This window comes from Pseudomonas sp. CFBP13528 (genome assembly GCF_005233615.1).
In the GTDB taxonomy this organism is placed as follows: domain Bacteria; phylum Pseudomonadota; class Gammaproteobacteria; order Pseudomonadales; family Pseudomonadaceae; genus Aquipseudomonas; species Aquipseudomonas fluorescens_AM.
This window is the reverse complement of sequence record NZ_QGAJ01000006.1, coordinates 1-12,694: the sequence shown is the minus strand read 5'-3', so window position 1 is coordinate 12,694 and position 12,694 is coordinate 1. Positions and strand designations below refer to the sequence as shown.

The 12,694-nt window shown below is 58.9% G+C and carries 12 protein-coding genes; 9 read left to right on the top strand and 3 right to left on the bottom strand.

Annotation, left to right across the window (positions count from 1 at the left end):
• Positions 1-118: 118 nt before the first annotated feature.
• The 3 genes from PspCFBP13528_RS13820 to PspCFBP13528_RS13810 form a co-directional block, all read right to left on the bottom strand.
• Positions 119-391, bottom strand: coding sequence for a TfoX/Sxy family protein (locus PspCFBP13528_RS13820; protein ID WP_065952206.1), 273 nt, complete (start codon positions 389-391; stop codon positions 119-121).
• A 194-nt stretch (positions 392-585) separates the two neighbouring features.
• Complete coding sequence (locus tag PspCFBP13528_RS13815) at positions 586-930, bottom strand: pentapeptide repeat-containing protein (RefSeq protein ID WP_065952207.1); 345 nt, start codon at positions 928-930, stop codon at positions 586-588.
• Positions 931-1,022: 92 nt separating this feature from the next.
• Positions 1,023-2,579: a bifunctional aminoglycoside phosphotransferase/ATP-binding protein gene (locus PspCFBP13528_RS13810; RefSeq protein ID WP_137200410.1), complete on the bottom strand. Its 1,557-nt coding sequence runs from the start codon at positions 2,577-2,579 to the stop codon at positions 1,023-1,025.
• Positions 2,580-2,697: 118 nt separating this feature from the next.
• On the opposite strand from PspCFBP13528_RS13810, the gene mrcB reads away from it, so the two are divergent.
• The 9 genes from mrcB to msrQ all read left to right on the top strand — a co-directional run bounded on the left by mrcB (position 2,698) and on the right by msrQ (position 12,516).
• Positions 2,698-5,022, top strand: a complete 2,325-nt coding sequence (gene mrcB / locus PspCFBP13528_RS13805) for a penicillin-binding protein 1B (RefSeq protein ID WP_065952209.1) — start codon at positions 2,698-2,700, stop codon at positions 5,020-5,022.
• Between the two features lie 16 nt (positions 5,023-5,038).
• Positions 5,039-5,773: a tetratricopeptide repeat protein gene (locus PspCFBP13528_RS13800; RefSeq protein ID WP_137200409.1), complete on the top strand. Its 735-nt coding sequence runs from the start codon at positions 5,039-5,041 to the stop codon at positions 5,771-5,773.
• Positions 5,773-6,102 (top strand): YqcC family protein, encoded by a 330-nt coding sequence (locus tag PspCFBP13528_RS13795; RefSeq protein ID WP_065892292.1) that lies wholly within the window; start codon positions 5,773-5,775, stop codon positions 6,100-6,102. Before PspCFBP13528_RS13800 ends, PspCFBP13528_RS13795 begins: the two co-directional genes overlap by 1 nt.
• 431 nt (positions 6,103-6,533) lie before the next feature.
• Positions 6,534-8,258, top strand: a complete 1,725-nt coding sequence (locus tag PspCFBP13528_RS13790) for an acetolactate synthase 3 large subunit (RefSeq protein ID WP_137200408.1) — start codon at positions 6,534-6,536, stop codon at positions 8,256-8,258.
• A gap of 2 nt (positions 8,259-8,260) precedes the next feature.
• Positions 8,261-8,752: an acetolactate synthase small subunit gene (gene ilvN / locus PspCFBP13528_RS13785; protein ID WP_003176102.1), complete on the top strand. Its 492-nt coding sequence runs from the start codon at positions 8,261-8,263 to the stop codon at positions 8,750-8,752.
• A gap of 46 nt (positions 8,753-8,798) precedes the next feature.
• Entirely contained in the window at positions 8,799-9,815 is a 1,017-nt protein-coding gene (gene ilvC, locus PspCFBP13528_RS13780) for a ketol-acid reductoisomerase (RefSeq protein WP_003176099.1), read from the top strand.
• Between the two features lie 146 nt (positions 9,816-9,961).
• Positions 9,962-10,819, top strand: coding sequence for a CDP-diacylglycerol--serine O-phosphatidyltransferase (gene pssA, locus PspCFBP13528_RS13775; protein WP_065952211.1), 858 nt, complete (start codon positions 9,962-9,964; stop codon positions 10,817-10,819).
• 63 nt (positions 10,820-10,882) lie between these two features.
• Positions 10,883-11,896 carry a protein-methionine-sulfoxide reductase catalytic subunit MsrP gene (gene msrP, locus PspCFBP13528_RS13770; protein WP_137200407.1) on the top strand — a complete coding sequence of 338 codons (1,014 nt, stop codon included), beginning with the start codon at positions 10,883-10,885 and terminating at the stop codon, positions 11,894-11,896.
• Positions 11,896-12,516, top strand: coding sequence for a protein-methionine-sulfoxide reductase heme-binding subunit MsrQ (gene msrQ, locus PspCFBP13528_RS13765; RefSeq protein ID WP_137200406.1), 621 nt, complete (start codon positions 11,896-11,898; stop codon positions 12,514-12,516). The genes msrP and msrQ overlap by 1 nt, the downstream gene beginning before the upstream one ends.
• The last annotated feature ends 178 nt before the right edge of the window (positions 12,517-12,694 follow it).

The following is a 12,694-nucleotide window of genomic DNA, read 5'->3' as shown; positions in this document are numbered from 1 at the left end:
GTCTTCCAGTTATCGGCTGATCTCGCGACCAGTTGTGATAATCATAACGATTCTCATTTGAGAGTCAACAGTTGTTTTATCCATTCCCGTATTTTTCTCCACGCACCCGTCCGCGGACCTAAATCTTCTTGTGCGTCGAGAGTGCATCGAACTGACGGTTCAACGCCTCTTTGCGCTCCGTGGGAATGTCGTTCCAATGCACATCCATCAATGCGCCTTCAATGGCATACAGCAGTACTTTCGATGCTCGGAACCCGCGAGTTCGCACGGCGCGGTAAGCATCGACCGCCCCCAGACGACGTAAGTCGGATGCGCTGTGGATGCCCACCGCATGCAGCCACTGCGCCGACGTCTTGCCAAGATTTTTCAGGTGCTGCAGCTCATCGTTCATCAAGCCTCCTTGCGACAGCCGAAGGGTGCGGTGGGTATCGTGACCAGGCAAGCCTGAAAATGAGTGTAGCGCTCAGTAGGAAAAGCGTGATTCTTTGGTCGGGAACGGCTCAAAAGCTTATAAGAACGCCGCTGCATCTCAGGCAGGGTAAAGCGCCCGGCGCGACTTGCGCAGCCGGAGCCGAAGTCTTGAGGTTATTTGGTGCGGTAACGCAGGCGGGTGCCGAAATTGACCGACATCAGAATCTCGTCAGCCGTCAGTTCGGGAGAGAAGTAAGTGCCTGAAATCTGCGCATGGGCCAGGCTGGCGCCTTCCAATGAGCAGTCACGTAAATCCAGCCCGCGCAGGTCGGCGGAGCGGAAGTAGGCGTCGGTAAAGTCGATACCTGCGGTGTTCAGTTCGCGCAGGTCCAGCCCTCGGAAGTCGCCGCCACGCATGTCGATAACCCCGTCGTCGGGGCGTTCCTGATTGAAGCCGCGGATGTCGTCCTTGTGCAGGAGCGCGTAGAGCGGGGTATCAAGAAGCTTGGGCTGACTCATGATGGCGACTCCTGTTGGTATTATGGCGCCATTATAGTGCCACTATTGCTGGGCCGTGCGCCAAAGTAGGCGACACGACCAAGAAATATTTCTTACAGGCCGGGCAAACGATGACGAATGTGCGCAACCAACGCATCGAGTGTCCCGCTTTCGTTGGTCTCGACGCGCTTGCTCAACAGCAGCTCCTGCGCTGTCAGCGGGTCACGATTGGCTTGCTGCTGCTCGATAACCACCAACGTTGCGTCGGACGGATCGTTTTTATCTGCCTGACGTTGTGCCAGCCAGCTGGCGATGACGGCCTGGGGCGCATTGCAATCCAGAATCAGGAACGGCGCCCCGGTGGCTTCGGCAACCCGGGCCGCCGCGTCGCGTTGTTCGCGTTTGAGGAAGGTGGCATCCAGCACCACCGGGAAACCGGCGCGAAGCACGGTGTCGGCAATTTCGTTCAACCGCGTGTACGTCGCAGCACTGGCGTCATGGCTATAGATGCCGGCCTGCGGTGTATTTTCCACGTGCTGCTCGCCAAACAGGCGCTTGCGCTCCACGTCCGACCGCAGGCGAACAGCGCCCAAGGCCTCGACCAGGCGCATGGCGACGTGGCTTTTGCCCACGGCCGAAACACCATGGGTGATTGCCAGGAAGCGCGAGGGAATCGTGCTGTAGCTTTCAGCCAGATTGGCGTAGTTGCGGTACTGGCGCAGGGTGGTGGCGCGTTGCACCGGGTCGGCTTCGCTCGGCATGCTGAACAGCGCAACTTTGGCCCGGACCAGGGCGCGATACGCCTTGTAGAAGTTGAGCAGCTCCAGGCCCTGATAGTCCCCGGTCAGTTCCAGGTACTGGCTGATAAACCGTCGCGCCAGGCATTTCAGGCCGCGGTCTTCCAGGTCCATCGCCAGGAACGCGGTGTCGGCGTACACGTCTGTGAAGCGGAACGGCTCGTTGAATTCGATGCAGTCGAAGATCACCACATGACCGTCGATCAGCGTGGCGTTGCCCAGGTGGATGTCACCATGGCATTCGCGGGTGAATCCATTGAGCTTGCGCTGTTCCAGCAGCGGCTTGAGGCGTTCGAAGCTGCTTTCGGCCCAGGCTTGCAGGGCTTCCAGTTGAGTCAGGTCGGCCTTGTCACTGAGGAATGGACGGATCTGTTCGAAGTTCTGGCGTACCGGTGCCATCACTTCTTGCGGGGTGCCGGCCGGGTGCTCTTGCGCAACCTTTGGGGCGTTGAGATGGAACTGCGCAATCTGCCTGGCCATTTCGTCAATGTGCGCGCTGGTGAGTTCGCCGTTGGCTTGCAAGGTGCTCAGCATCTGGCTTTGCGGGAACTGACGCATTTTCAGCGCGTACTCGATTACCGGGCCGTCGCCAGCCAGTTGCGGTGTCTCGGCAGTGCCGGTAATTGGCAACACTTCAAGATACAAATCTTCGGTCAGGCGCTGGTTGAGGCGCAGCTCTTCATTGCAGAAGTGGCCGCGCTTTTCCAGATCGGTGAAGTCCAGGAACCCGAAGTTCATCGGTTTCTTCAGTTTATAAGCGTAAGGACCGGTCAGGATCACCCAGGAAATATGGGTTTCAATGACTTGAAATGCTTCCACCGGATGCGGGTACAACGCCGGGTTTTGCAGGGCTGCGATCAGGGACTGGCTCACGGGCGATCCTTCAAAGTCTGGGAGAAATCATGGCAGGCATTATGGCCGCTACGGGCGGTCGTGCAAACCGCTGTCCGGCTCATGTTGATCATCAATAAAGTGCGTATAATCCGCCGCCATGACTCGAACCCGATCTCCCCGTTCCCGTAAAAAACCTCCTTCGCGCAGTCTGCGCCCGTGGCTGGGCTGGGCGCTCAAGCTCGGCCTGGTTGGCCTTGTGGCGCTCGCCGGCGTTGCGGTGTATCTCGACGCCGTGGTCCAGGAGAAGTTCTCCGGCAAGCGCTGGACCATTCCGGCCAAGGTGTATGCACGCCCGCTGGAATTGTTCGCCGGGCAGAAACTGAGCAAGGAAGACTTCCTCACCGAACTCGATGCGCTGGGCTATCGACGCGAGCCCGTGAGCAACGGTCCGGGCGCGGCGGCGGTAAGCGGCAATACCGTCGACTTGAACACCCGTGGCTTCCAATTCTACGAAGGCCTGGAAAAAGCCCAGCCGGTACGCGTGCGCTTTTCCGGCGATTATGTGGCCGAGCTGTCGTCGCTCAACGGCGCCAAGCTGCCGGTGGTACGTCTCGAACCGCTGATGATTGGCGGCATTTACCCGAAGAACCTTGAAGATCGCATCCTGATCAAGCTCGATCAGGCGCCTGCGTATTTGCTGGAAACCCTGGTCGCTGTCGAAGACCGCGATTTCTACAGCCACTGGGGCGTTTCGCCGAAGTCGATTGCCCGCGCAGTCTGGGTCAACACCTCCGGCGGCAAGATGACCCAGGGCGGCAGCACGCTCACCCAGCAGTTGGTGAAGAACTTCTACCTGACCAACGAGCGCAGCCTGACGCGCAAGCTCACCGAAGCCATGATGGCCATGCTCCTGGAGTTGCATTACAGCAAGCAGGAAATCCTTGAGGCGTACCTCAACGAGGTCTTCGTCGGCCAGGACGGTCAGCGCGCGGTGCATGGGTTCGGTTTGGCCAGCCAGTTTTTCTTCGGGCAGCCGCTGTCCGAATTGAAGTTGCATCAGGTGGCCTTGCTGGTGGGGATGGTGAAGGGGCCGTCCTATTACAACCCGCGTCGCAACCCGGAACGTGCGCTTGAGCGCCGTAACCTGGTGCTCGATGTTCTGGAACAGCAGGGCGTTGCCACTGCCGAACAGGTCGCCGCCGCGAAGAAAATGCCGCTGGGCGTCACCACCCGCGGCAAGCTGGCGGACAGCTCGTTCCCCGGCTTTATCGACCTGGTCAAACGTCAGTTGCGCGAAGACTACCGCGACGAAGACTTGACCGAGGAAGGCCTGCGCATCTTCACCAGCTTTGACCCCATTCTGCAGATGAAGGCCGAGGCGTCGGTCAATGACACCTTCAAACGCCTGACCGGCCGTAAGGGCTCCGATGAAGTCGAAGCCGCCATGGTCGTGACCAACCCGGAAACCGGTGAAGTCCAGGCCATGATCGGTAGCCGTCAGGCCAGTTTCGCCGGTTTCAACCGTGCGCTGGATGCCGTGCGGCCGATCGGTTCGCTGGTCAAACCGGCGGTTTACCTGACCGCCCTGGAGAAGCCGAGCAAGTACACGCTCACCAGTTGGCTGTCGGACGATCCGCTGTCGATCAAAGGCGCCGATGGTCAAGTGTGGACACCGAAGAACTTCGACCGCCGCTCCCACGGCACCGTGTTTCTGTACCAGGGGCTGGCGCATTCCTACAACATTTCGACGTCGCGCCTGGGGCTCGAAGTCGGTGTACCGAATGTGTTGAAGACGCTGGCGCGATTGGGCATCGAACGAGAGTTCCCGGCGTTCCCGTCGATGCTTCTGGGGGCGGCAGCCATGAGTCCGATGGAAGTGGCCACCATGTACCAGACCCTGGCCAACGGTGGGTTCAATACTCCGATGCGCGGTATTCGCAGCGTGCTGACCGCCGAGGGCGAGCCGCTCAAGCGCTACCCGTTCCAGATCCAGCAGCGTTTCGATGCGGGCTCCATCTACCTGATCCAGAACGCCATGCAGCGCGTGATGCGTGAAGGCACCGGGCGCTCGGTCTACAGCGTGCTGCCGTCGAACCTGACGCTGGCGGGCAAGACCGGCACCAGTAACGACTCGCGTGACAGTTGGTTCGCAGGTTTTGGCCAGGACGTACTGGCCGTGGTGTGGCTGGGCCGTGACGATAATGGCAAGACGCCGTTCACCGGTGCGACCGGTGCGCTGCAGGTCTGGACCAGCTTCATGCGCAAGGCTGACCCGTTGCCACTCAACATGCCGCAGCCGGACAATATCGTGCAGGCCTGGATTGATCCGCACACAGGCCAGGGTTCCGATGCCAACTGCCCGGGGGCGGTGCAGATGCCGTATATTCGCGGCAGCGAGCCACCACCCGGTGCCGCCTGCGGGGGCAGTGCCCCGGCTGATGCGGAGTCGGTGATGGATTGGGTCAAGGGCTGGATGAATTAAGCAAAGAGGGTTTCAAGTGAACAAGTTGTGGATTCCAGCGATTACAGTTCTGGCTTTGCTCGGCGGTTGCTCCAGCGTGCAACGCGGCTCTATTCCGGTGGTGGACGCGAGTACGGGCGTCTCCAATAGCGAGCGGATTTCGGCCAAGGGCGGGTTTCGTCAAACCGTGACCAACCGTCCGGCACAGGCCAAGCCGCAGGCAATGCCGCAGGACTCGGGCGTGGTGGTCATGGTGCCTGGCAGTGGTGCTGCTACCGCAGCACCGATCAGCGCCGAACCCTGGACCCCGGGGCCAAGCACTTCGGGGCCGGTCGACTCCGCGCCGATCCAGACGGCGCCAGTCAACCAGGGCACCTACACGACGCCGTCGACGCCGAGCGGCATTCCTTCGTCATCCAGCGCGGGCGGCCTGTCCGCTGACGAGCAACTGGACGGCCCGGTATTGGCGCTGCTCACCACCGCCCAGCAACAGCAGGCCGGTGGTGACCTCAATGGCGCTTCGTCGAGCCTGGAGCGTGCCCAGCGCGTTGCGCCTCGCGAGCCGCAAGTGCTTTATCGCCTGGCCCAGGTGCGCATGGCCCAGGGTGATGCGCCGCAAGCCGAGCAGTTCGCTCGCCGTGGTTTGAGCATGGCCAACGGTCGTCCGGACCTGCAAGCCAGCCTGTGGGCGTTGATCGGCGACGCGCGTGCCGCCCAGGGGGACGCTGCCGGCGCTGCCCAGGCTCGGGCGAAAGCCAAGGTCAACCTCTGATGGATGAACGTTTTCCGGCGATTGCCGAACAGTTGTTGCTGATCGAGCGAGAGCTGCGCGTGCAGGGCTGGTGGGATGAGGTGTCCCCCAGCGCCGAAGCGCTCGGCAGCGTCGAACCGTTTTCGGTCGATACATTGGATTTCCACCAATGGCTGCAATGGATTTTCCTGGTCCGTATGAAGCAGATCCTCGAACAGGACCTGCCTTTGCCCAATGCTTCCGGGATTCTGGAGATGGCCGAGATGGTCTACGCCGACCGTCCTCGGGAGAGCCTCGGCTTGCGCAATGCGCTGAAAAAGTTCGACCAATTGATCGCTGACGCTCGTTAATTGCCTGACTGCCGGTTTTTCCGGCAGTCTTGCGCATATTTCTACCGCTTGACGACATTCAGGCGAGTTTTATCCCTCCTCAAAGCCCTTTCTTCTACGTTCTCATGCGCTTAGTTGGAAAAAAGCGCAATTATTGCTTGACTTGAAGGGCCTGAAACAGAAGAATCCAAAGTCCGCTGTATCGGGACTGCCAGAAGCAGGCCCGCTCAGCAGATCATGAGGCGCACATCCGCGCCGACCTGTAACACCCGCAACGCGTTACCTCGCGCTGGGTGGGAAAAGCCCGCAACACTTGGGACGATCCCAATACTTGCTCAGTCAGTGCTGACGTAGTCGGCGACCACCGTCGCTCATGCTCTGTTGAGAAGTAAACCTATTAAGACCCGTCGGTTTTTAACGGACGGTATTCTGGCGTTTTAGAGGTGAACAACGTGGAGCTTTTATCTGGCGGTGAGATGCTCGTCCGCTTTTTGCGTGACGAAGGCGTCGACTATATCTACGGGTACCCAGGTGGTGCTCTGCTGCATGTCTACGACGCACTGTTCAAGGAACCGGCTGTTACCCACATCCTGGTTCGCCACGAACAGGCCGCGACCCATATGGCTGACGGCTACGCCCGTGCCACCGGTAAAGCCGGTGTGGTACTGGTAACGTCCGGCCCAGGCGCAACCAATGCCATAACCGGCATCGCGACTGCTTATATGGACTCCATTCCGATGGTGATCATTTCCGGCCAGGTCGCTAGCACCATGGTCGGCACCGACGCGTTCCAGGAAACCGACATGATCGGTATCTCCCGGCCGATCGTGAAACACAGCTTCATGATCAAGCACGCGTCGGAAATTCCGGAAGTCATGAAAAAGGCGTTCTACCTCGCACAATCCGGTCGCCCGGGTCCTGTCGTGGTGGATATTCCCAAGGACATGACCAACCCGGCCGAGAAATTCGAATACATTTTCCCGAAGAAAGCCAAGCTGCGCTCCTACAGCCCGGCTGTGCGCGGGCACTCGGGGCAAATCCGCAAGGCGGCTGAAATGCTCCTGGCGGCCAAGCGCCCTGTGCTGTACTCCGGTGGTGGCGTGATTCTGGGGGGCGGTTCCGCACCGCTGACCGAATTGGCCAAGCTGCTCAACCTGCCGGTGACCAATACCTTGATGGGCCTCGGCGCATTCCCGGGTTCGGACCGTCAGTTCGTCGGCATGCTCGGCATGCACGGCAGCTACACCGCCAACCTGACCATGCACCACGCCGATGTGATCCTGGCCGTGGGCGCACGGTTCGATGACCGCGTGATCAACGGTGCGAGCAAGTTTTGCCCGAATGCCAAGATCATCCATATCGACATCGACCCGGCGTCCATTTCCAAGACCATCAAGGCGGACGTGCCGATCGTGGGTCCTGTTGAAAGCGTCCTGACTGAAATGGTCGCTGCGCTCAAGGACATCGGCGAAACACCGAACAAGGAGTCCGTTGCGAGCTGGTGGAAGCAGATCGACGAATGGCGCTGCGACCGCGGCCTGTTCCCTTACGACAAGGGCGACGGCAGCATCATCAAGCCACAAACCGTGATCGAGACCCTGTGCGAAGTGACCAAGGGCGATGCCTTTGTGACCTCCGACGTGGGCCAGCACCAGATGTTCGCCGCGCAGTACTACACCTTCGACAAGCCTAACCGTTGGATCAACTCCGGTGGCCTGGGCACGATGGGCTTCGGTTTCCCTGCGGCCATGGGGGTGAAGCTGAGCTTTCCGGAGGCTGACGTTGCCTGTGTCACCGGTGAAGGCAGTATCCAGATGAATATCCAGGAACTGTCGACGTGCCTGCAGTACGGTCTTCCCGTGAAGATCGTCTGCCTGAACAACGGCGTACTGGGCATGGTTCGTCAGTGGCAGGACATGAGCTATGGCAGCCGTCACTCCCATTCCTACATGGAATCGTTGCCGGATTTCGTCAAATTGGTTGAAGCCTACGGCCACGTCGGCATGCGCATCACCGATTTGAAAGATCTGAAGCCGAAGATGGAAGAGGCGTTCGCCATGAAGGACCGCCTGGTGTTCATCGATATTCAGGTGGATACCAGCGAGCACGTCTACCCGATGCAGATCAAAGACGGCTCTATGCGCGACATGTGGCTGAACAAGACGGAGCGTACTTAATCATGCGGCACATTATCTCCCTGCTTCTGGAGAACGAGCCCGGCGCTCTGTCTCGTGTTGTCGGCCTGTTTTCGCAACGCAACTACAACATCGAAAGCCTGACCGTGGCCCCAACCGAAGACCCGACCCTGTCGCGGCTGACGTTGACCACCGTGGGCCACGATGAGGTGATCGAGCAGATCACCAAGAACCTCAACAAGCTGATCGAAGTGGTCAAGCTGGTCGACCTGTCGGAAAGTGCCCACATCGAGCGCGAGCTGATGTTGGTCAAGGTCAAGGCCACGGGCGCCCAGCGTGCCGAGATCAAGCGCACTACCGATATTTATCGCGGGCAGATCGTCGATGTGAGCGCCAGCGTTTATACCGTTCAACTGACCGGTACAAGCGACAAGCTGGACAGCTTCATCCAGTCGATCGGGACGGCCTCGATTCTGGAAACCGTACGCAGTGGTGTCACCGGGATTGCCCGTGGCGACAAAGTACTCAGCATCTAACCCAATTAGCGAATGGCCTTACGGCCTGGATATATAGAGGAACCTCATGAAAGTTTATTACGATAAAGATTGTGACCTGTCGATCATCCAGGGCAAGAAAGTCGCCATCATCGGTTACGGCTCCCAGGGCCATGCTCAAGCGTGCAACCTGAAAGATTCCGGCGTTGACGTTACCGTTGGCCTGCGCAAAGGCTCGGCTACCGTTGCCAAGGCTGAAGCCCACGGCCTGAAAGTGACTGACGTGGCTTCCGCTGTTGCGGCCGCCGACCTGGTCATGATCCTGACCCCGGACGAATTCCAGTCCGCGCTGTACAAGAATGAAATCGAGCCGAACATCAAGAAGGGCGCCACCCTGGCCTTCTCCCACGGCTTCGCGATTCACTACAACCAGGTAGTGCCACGCGCTGACCTCGACGTGATCATGATCGCGCCGAAAGCCCCGGGCCACACCGTGCGTTCCGAGTTCGTCAAAGGCGGCGGTATCCCTGACCTGATCGCGATCTACCAGGACGCTTCGGGCAACGCCAAGAATGTTGCGCTGTCTTACGCTGCCGGTGTTGGCGGCGGTCGTACTGGCATCATCGAAACCACCTTCAAGGACGAGACTGAAACCGACCTGTTCGGCGAACAAGCCGTACTGTGCGGCGGTACCGTCGAGCTGGTGAAAGCCGGTTTCGAAACCCTGGTTGAAGCGGGCTACGCGCCGGAAATGGCCTACTTCGAATGCCTGCACGAACTGAAGCTGATCGTTGACCTCATGTACGAAGGCGGTATCGCCAACATGAACTACTCGATCTCCAACAACGCCGAATACGGCGAGTACGTGACCGGCCCGGAAGTGATCAACGCCGAATCCCGTCAGGCCATGCGCAACGCCCTGAAACGTATTCAGGACGGCGAATACGCCAAAATGTTCATCAGCGAAGGCGCGACCGGCTACCCTTCGATGACCGCCAAGCGTCGTAACAACGCCGCTCACGGTATCGAAGTCATCGGCGAGCAACTGCGCTCCATGATGCCGTGGATCGGTGCCAACAAGATCGTCGACAAAGCCAAGAACTAAGTCGTACGTATCAAGGGAAAACGCGGCTTAGGCCGCGTTTTTTCGTTTGGGTAAGCGGGTTCTGGTATAAAGCTGCATCGTTTGCGGGCGAACACTCGCCGCAAGTATCTGTCGAATTTTTTTCACACCGTTGCAAGGTAAAGTCCATGAGCGAACGTCCCGAAGAGCCAAACCAGGCTTACGACGCCGAAAGCATGCTGCCGATCGATGAACATGTCGAAGAAGGGCATGACGCGGAAGGCCGCAAGGTCCGGCATCGTGGTATCTATCTGCTGCCCAACCTGTTTACGACGGCGAACCTGTTTGCCGGCTTCTATTCCATCATCAACTCGATGAGCGCCCAGAGCGCCTTGGCGGCAGGTGATGCCGCGAGTGCCAGCAAGTACTTCGGTTTCGCTGCCATCGCTATCTTCGTCGCCATGGTGCTTGATGGCCTGGATGGTCGTGTGGCGCGCATGACCAATACCCAAAGCGCCTTCGGTGCCGAGTACGACTCGTTGTCGGACATGGTCGCCTTCGGTGTTGCCCCTGCGTTGCTGGCGTTTGCCTGGGCGTTGGGGGATATGGGTAAGGTCGGCTGGATGGTCGCCTTCATCTATGTTGCAGGTGCGGCGTTGCGTCTTGCGCGCTTCAACACGCAAGTGGGCACTGCCGACAAGCGTTACTTCATTGGCCTGGCCAGTCCCGCTGCCGCGGGCGTGGTGGCGGGTATCGTCTGGGCGTTCAGTGACTACGGCATCCAGGGGTCGAAGATGTCGTTCCTGGTAGCGCTGATGGTTGCAGCGGCCGGCATGCTGATGGTCAGCAACATCAAGTACAACAGCTTCAAGGAACTGGACCTCAAGGGGCGTGTGCCTTTCGTCGCGATTCTCGTTGTGGTGCTGGTGTTTGCGGTGGTGTTCAGCGATCCGCCGCGCATTCTATTGTTGGCCTTCCTGGTCTACGCTGCTTCCGGGCCGATCCAGTACTTGCTGCATCTTCGCCGGGACAAAACATTGCCTTAATGTAATTTCCCCCATACTCCGCAGTCTATTGGTGCATCTGTCCTCCAATGCTGCGGAGTTGCCATGTTAATCAAGATCCCCAAAGCGTCCGATTGCCATGAATCGGATATCACGCCTGAATCGTTCTACCTCTCTCGCCGCAGCTTGCTCGGTGGCGCGCTTGCCGGTGTTGCCGCCAGCAGTTTGCCCCGTTGGGCCAGTGCTGAGGAGGCGGCACGCTATGCCGATGTCGAGCCGGGCAGGGCGCCTGACTGGTTTGCGCAAAAGCTCCCCGGCACCAAGTGGCAGGCAGTGACCGTCAAAGACGAGGCCATCACGCCGTTCAAGGACGCAACCCACTACAACAACTTCTATGAATTTGGCACGGACAAGGGCGATCCGGCGGCAAATGCCGGTTCACTCAAGACTGAGCCCTGGAGCGTTGTGATTGATGGTGAGGTCGCAAAGCCTGGGCGTTACGCGCTTGAAGACTTCATGAAGCCTTACCAGTTGGAAGAGCGCATCTACCGTCTGCGCTGCGTTGAGGCGTGGTCGATGGTTATTCCCTGGATCGGCTTCCCCATTTCCGCCTTGCTCAAGCAGGTCGAGCCCACTTCCAAGGCGAAGTTCATCCGCTTTGAAACGCTGCAGGATCCGAAGAGCATGCCGGGTCAGCGCTCCAGTTTCGGTTTGATCGACTGGCCTTATATAGAAGGGCTGCGCCTGGACGAGGCGATGAATCCATTGGCGATTCTTGCCGTTGGTATGTACGGGCGAGAGTTGCCTAACCAGAACGGTGCGCCGTTGCGTTTGGTGGTGCCATGGAAGTATGGCTTCAAGAGTGTGAAGTCGATTGTGCGCATCAGTCTCGTCAGCGAGCAGCCTAAAACGACCTGGCAAAGTATTGCTGCGGATGAATATGGCTTCTATGCGAATGTGAACCCGACGGTTGACCATCCTCGCTGGACCCAAGCGCGTGAGCGTCGTCTGCCGAGCGGCCTTTTCAGCCCGAACGTGCGTGAGACCCAGATGTTCAATGGCTACTCGGATGAGGTCGCCTCGTTATATGCGGGTCTCGACCTGCGGAAGAACTATTGATGCGCTATCCGCTCTGGCGCATCGGCGTCTTTATAGCTGTCGCGGTATGGCCGTTGTTCTGGCTATATGAAGCCTGGAGTTCTGCCCTCGGGCCCGACCCTGGGAAAGTGCTGGTGGATCGTCTCGGCCTGGGCACCTTGATTCTCTTGCTGATCACGCTTGGCATGACGCCGCTTCAGAAACTGAGCGGTTGGGCGGGGTGGGTTGCGGTACGCCGGCAACTGGGGTTGTGGTGCTTTGCCTATGTGGTGCTGCATTTGGCGTCTTATTGCGTATTTGTACTTGGGCTTGACTGGTCGCAGTTGGGCGTGGAGTTGCGTAAGCGCCCGTACATCATTGTCGGCACGCTGGGGTTTCTGGGCTTGCTGGTTTTGGCTGCGACCTCCAATCGTTATAGCCAGCGACGGTTGGGGAGCCGCTGGAAGAAGCTGCATCGCCTGGTGTACGTCATTCTGGGGCTCGGTTTGCTGCATATGCTCTGGATCGTTCGGGCGGATCTGAAAGAGTGGGCGATATATGCGGCTATAGGGGCACTGCTCCTGGTGCTGCGTGTGCCGCCGGTGATGCGTCGAATCCCGCGTCTTATTACTAAAAAAGCGCCTTCTTCAACAAAAGCGTAATTAAGCCTTGACGGCAGATTCTGTGCGCCTATAATTCGCCCCACTTCCGGCGCAGTCGAAACGGAAAACTCCTTGGTAAACAACGAGTTAAGTAGTTTTCGACAGCAAGTTGCTTCAGTTCATCGAAGCCAGCAGGAAGTTGAAAAAGAGGTGTTGACAGCAGCGTGTAACGCTGTAG

What these genes read in the sequence shown, in the direction of transcription:
- msrQ (WP_137200406.1), top strand. Translation starts at nt 11,896, where the DNA reads ATGCGCTATCCGCTCTGGCGCATCGGCGTCTTTATAGCTGTCGCGGTA.
- pssA (WP_065952211.1), top strand. Translation starts at nt 9,962, where the DNA reads ATGAGCGAACGTCCCGAAGAGCCAAACCAGGCTTACGACGCCGAAAGC.
- PspCFBP13528_RS13815 (WP_065952207.1), bottom strand. Translation starts at nt 930, where the DNA reads ATGAGTCAGCCCAAGCTTCTTGATACCCCGCTCTACGCGCTCCTGCAC.
- ilvN (WP_003176102.1), top strand. Translation starts at nt 8,261, where the DNA reads ATGCGGCACATTATCTCCCTGCTTCTGGAGAACGAGCCCGGCGCTCTG.
- PspCFBP13528_RS13795 (WP_065892292.1), top strand. Translation starts at nt 5,773, where the DNA reads ATGGATGAACGTTTTCCGGCGATTGCCGAACAGTTGTTGCTGATCGAG.
- msrP (WP_137200407.1), top strand. Translation starts at nt 10,883, where the DNA reads ATGTTAATCAAGATCCCCAAAGCGTCCGATTGCCATGAATCGGATATC.
- mrcB (WP_065952209.1), top strand. Translation starts at nt 2,698, where the DNA reads ATGACTCGAACCCGATCTCCCCGTTCCCGTAAAAAACCTCCTTCGCGC.
- PspCFBP13528_RS13820 (WP_065952206.1), bottom strand. Translation starts at nt 391, where the DNA reads ATGAACGATGAGCTGCAGCACCTGAAAAATCTTGGCAAGACGTCGGCG.
- ilvC (WP_003176099.1), top strand. Translation starts at nt 8,799, where the DNA reads ATGAAAGTTTATTACGATAAAGATTGTGACCTGTCGATCATCCAGGGC.